This is a genomic window from Tepidimonas sp., assembly GCF_029335975.1.
In the GTDB taxonomy this organism is placed as follows: Bacteria; Pseudomonadota; Gammaproteobacteria; order Burkholderiales; family Burkholderiaceae_C; genus Tepidimonas.
In genome coordinates this window covers 1-3,251 of sequence record NZ_JARJMT020000191.1, presented here as the reverse complement: position 1 = coordinate 3,251, position 3,251 = coordinate 1, and the positions used below count along the sequence as shown (strand labels likewise).

General features: G+C 67.2%; 5 protein-coding genes. 4 read left to right on the top strand and 1 reads right to left on the bottom strand.

What is annotated here, in order from left to right; translation table 11 throughout:
* The 4 genes from atpD to P3W97_RS10730 all read left to right on the top strand — a co-directional run.
* A partial coding sequence (atpD, locus tag P3W97_RS10745) for a F0F1 ATP synthase subunit beta (protein WP_300846601.1) occupies positions 1-777 on the top strand: 777 nt, incomplete at its 5' end.
* Between the two features lie 114 nt (positions 778-891).
* On the top strand, positions 892-1,308 hold the full coding sequence (locus P3W97_RS10740) for a F0F1 ATP synthase subunit epsilon (RefSeq protein WP_300846599.1): 417 nt from the start codon (positions 892-894) through the stop codon (positions 1,306-1,308).
* 21 nt (positions 1,309-1,329) lie between these two features.
* The gene (locus P3W97_RS10735; RefSeq protein WP_300846597.1) at positions 1,330-2,334 is read left to right on the top strand and encodes an alpha/beta fold hydrolase; all 1,005 of its coding nucleotides are present in this window, start codon (positions 1,330-1,332) and stop codon (positions 2,332-2,334) included.
* 36 nt (positions 2,335-2,370) lie between these two features.
* Positions 2,371-2,937: a DUF2946 family protein gene (locus P3W97_RS10730; RefSeq protein WP_300846595.1), complete on the top strand. Its 567-nt coding sequence runs from the start codon at positions 2,371-2,373 to the stop codon at positions 2,935-2,937.
* On the opposite strand, the gene P3W97_RS10725 is transcribed toward P3W97_RS10730, so the two are convergent.
* A partial coding sequence (locus P3W97_RS10725) for a type II 3-dehydroquinate dehydratase (RefSeq protein WP_300846593.1) occupies positions 2,874-3,251 on the bottom strand: 378 nt, incomplete at its 5' end. The genes P3W97_RS10730 and P3W97_RS10725 overlap by 64 nt on opposite strands.

Sequence of the window (3,251 nt, the reverse complement as noted above, 5' to 3'; positions counted from 1 at the left end):
ATGGTGTACGGCCAGATGAACGAGCCGCCGGGCAACCGCCTGCGCGTGGCGCTGACCGGCCTGACGATCGCCGAGTCATTCCGCGATGAAGGCCGTGACGTGCTGTTCTTTGTGGACAACATCTACCGCTATACCTTGGCCTGTACCGAAGGGTCCGCGCTGTTGGGCCTTATGCCTTCGGCAGTGGGCTACCAGCCGACGCTGGCCGAGGAAATGGGCCGCCTGAAAGAGCGTATCACCTCCACCACGGTGGGCTCGATCACCTCCATTCAAGCCGTGTACGTGCCCGCGGACGACCTGACCGACCCGTCGCCGGCCACCACCTTTGCCCACTTGGATGCCACCGTCGTGCTGTCGCGCGACATCGCCGCGCTGGGCATCTATCCGGCGGTGGATCCGCTGGACTCGACCAGCCGCCAGGTCGACCCCAACATCGTGGGGGAGGAGCACTACAACACCACCCGCGCGGTGCAAGCGGTGTTGCAGCGCTACAAGGAGCTGCGCGACATCATCGCGATTCTGGGTATGGACGAACTGTCGCCCGAGGACAAGCTGGCCGTGGCGCGCGCACGCAAGATCCAGCGCTTCCTGTCGCAGCCCTTCCACGTGGCCGAGGTGTTCACCGGCGCGCCGGGCAAGTATGTGCCCTTGGCCGAGACTATTCGCGGCTTCAAGATGATCGTCAACGGCGAGTGCGACCATCTGCCCGAGCAGGCGTTTTACATGGTCGGCACGATCGACGACGCCTTCGAGAAGGCCAAGAAGCTGGCTGGCTGATGCCTGCCCCCCGAAGCGCCGGCGGCACCGCCCCCCGGAGGGGGTGCCCCCGGCGGCTTGGCACGGCCGGCTCGGCGGCCCCCCATCGCCCGCGCTGCGCAAAGGAGATCTGAGATGAGTACCATTCAAGTGGAGGTGGTGAGCGCCGAGGAGTCCATCTTCAGCGGCCCCGCCAAGTTCGTGGCCCTGCCGGGCGAAGCGGGTGAGCTGGGCGTTTTGCCCGGCCACGTGCCCTTGATTACCCGCATCAAGCCCGGAGCCGTCCGCATCGAGAAGGCCGATGGTCAGGAGGAGTTCGTGTTCGTCGCGGGCGGCATCCTCGAGGTGCAGCCCAAGGTGGTGACGGTGCTGTCCGACACCGCCATCCGCGGCAAGGACCTCGACGAAGCCAAGGCCACCGAAGCGCGCAAAGCGGCTGAAGAAGCGCTCAAGAACGCCAAGAGCGAAGTGGACCTGGCCAAGGCACAGTCAGAGCTGGCCATCATGGCGGCCCAGATTGCTGCCTTGCGCAAATTCCGCCAAAAGCGCTGAACATACCCCTTGGCCCCTGGTGTGGATGAGCATGGGTGGCCGGGTGTCCCCCGCTGGCAGCGCAGCGGGCATTGGCAGACCATCGGTGCGGCGCTGTGGGCGCGGCGCGGGCTGAGTGCAGCGCTGTGCTGGCAAAGAGAGCGCTGGATCACACCGGACGCAGACTTCATCGACGTTGACCACATTGCCCCGCCGCATGCAGCGTCGATGCTGGTGCTGTTTCACGGTCTGGAAGGGTCCTCCGCCAGCCACTATGCGCAGACCTTTGCCGCCGAGGCACTGCGGCGCGGCTGGGCGATCGCCGTGCCGCATTTTCGCGGATGTTCGGGCGAGCCCAACCGTGCGCCGCGGGCCTACCACGCTGGCGATTTCGAAGAAATTGCTTGGATGTTGAACCGCGCGGCCCAGCGCTGGCCCGGCTGGCCCCGTGTTGCGGTGGGGGTGTCGCTCGGCGGCAATGCGCTGCTGCGCTGGTTGCAGGAGGCTGGCGCGGGCGCAGCTGCGCTCGTTCGGGCGGCAGCAAGCATCTCCGCGCCGCTGGACCTGGCGGCGGCAGGGGCTGCGATCGACCGCGGCCTCAACCGCGTGCTGTATGCGCGGATGTTTTTGCGCACCATGCGGCACAAAGCGCGCGAAAAATGGTTGCGCTTTCCCGGCCTGTTCGATTTGGAGCGGGCATGGGCGGCACGGACGCTGCGCGACTTTGACGATGCCTTTACGGCGCCGCTGCACGGTTTTCGCGGTGTGCAGGATTATTGGCAGCGCGCATCGAGCCGCCCCCATCTGCGTGCGGTACGGGTGCCGACCCTGGTGCTCAATGCGCGCAATGATCCCTTTGTGCCCTGGACGAGTTTGCCGACCACGGCGGAGGCGGGGCCCTGTGTCCAGCTGTGGCAACCCTTGCAGGGCGGGCATGTGGGCTTTGCGCAGCCGCGCGCACCGTGGGATTGGCGCGGCGACGCGGCGGCGCTGCCACGGCGGGTGATACCGTGGCTAGCCGAGGCGGCGGGCTGGTCCGGGCGGTGACACAATCGCCATCGCACCGCACACAGAGGACCCGACATGGACGATATCGTCAAAGCGGCGATGGCCAAGTGGCCGAATGTTCCCGATTGTTATGGCTGGCTGGGGCTGGATGCGCGCGGGCGCTGGTGGATGCGGGATGAGCAAGCGCAAGCCGCCGGCCCGTTTGCCGGAGAGGGGGCTACCCCAGCCAGCCGGGGCACAGCGTTGCGCCACGACAAACTGATCGCCTTCATTGGCCGCAACTACGGGGTGGATGGGCAGGGGCAGTGGTTTTTTCAGAACGGGCCGCAGCGGGTGTATGTGGAGCTGGAGCTCACGCCCTGGGTCTGGCGTCTGGCGCCTGACGGCGGGGTGTTCAGCCACACGGGGCTGCCGGTGCAGGTGGGTGACGCTTGGCTGGACGAGGCTGGGCGTTTGTATCTGGCGGGGGAAATGGGCCTGGGCGTGGTCCACACACAGGACATGCACCTGGCGGCGGAGGCGGTGGAGTCGGGCCGCTGGGCTCCGCGCCCCTGTCGGGCGGCGGAGCTGCCGGTGCGTTATGGCTTCGTGCTCAGCCCTGCGGCAGCGCGGCGGGCCAGCGCATCGAGCGCGAGCCGATAACCCTCTGGCCCGAAGCCGATGATGCTGCCCGCGGCCACTGGCGCAATCCACGAGTGGTGCCGAAAGGCCTCGCGGGCGTGTACATTGGAGAGGTGGACTTCGATTACGGGCATGGGCGCGACACCCTTGATGGCGTCGTGCAGGGCGATCGAGGTGTGGGTGTAGGCGCCGGGGTTGAACACCACGCCAATGGCCTGACCTGCGCGATGCAGCGCACCCCAGGCGTGCAGGTGGTCGATCAATACCCCCTCGTGGTTGCTTTGCGCTGTCTCGACGGTCAGCCCCAAGCGCGCGCCGTGTTCACGGCAGCGGGC

Coding starts and splice junctions, on each gene's coding strand:
- P3W97_RS10740 (WP_300846599.1), top strand. CDS start 892: ATGAGTACCATTCAAGTGGAGGTGGTGAGCGCCGAGGAGTCCATCTTC.
- P3W97_RS10730 (WP_300846595.1), top strand. CDS start 2,371: ATGGACGATATCGTCAAAGCGGCGATGGCCAAGTGGCCGAATGTTCCC.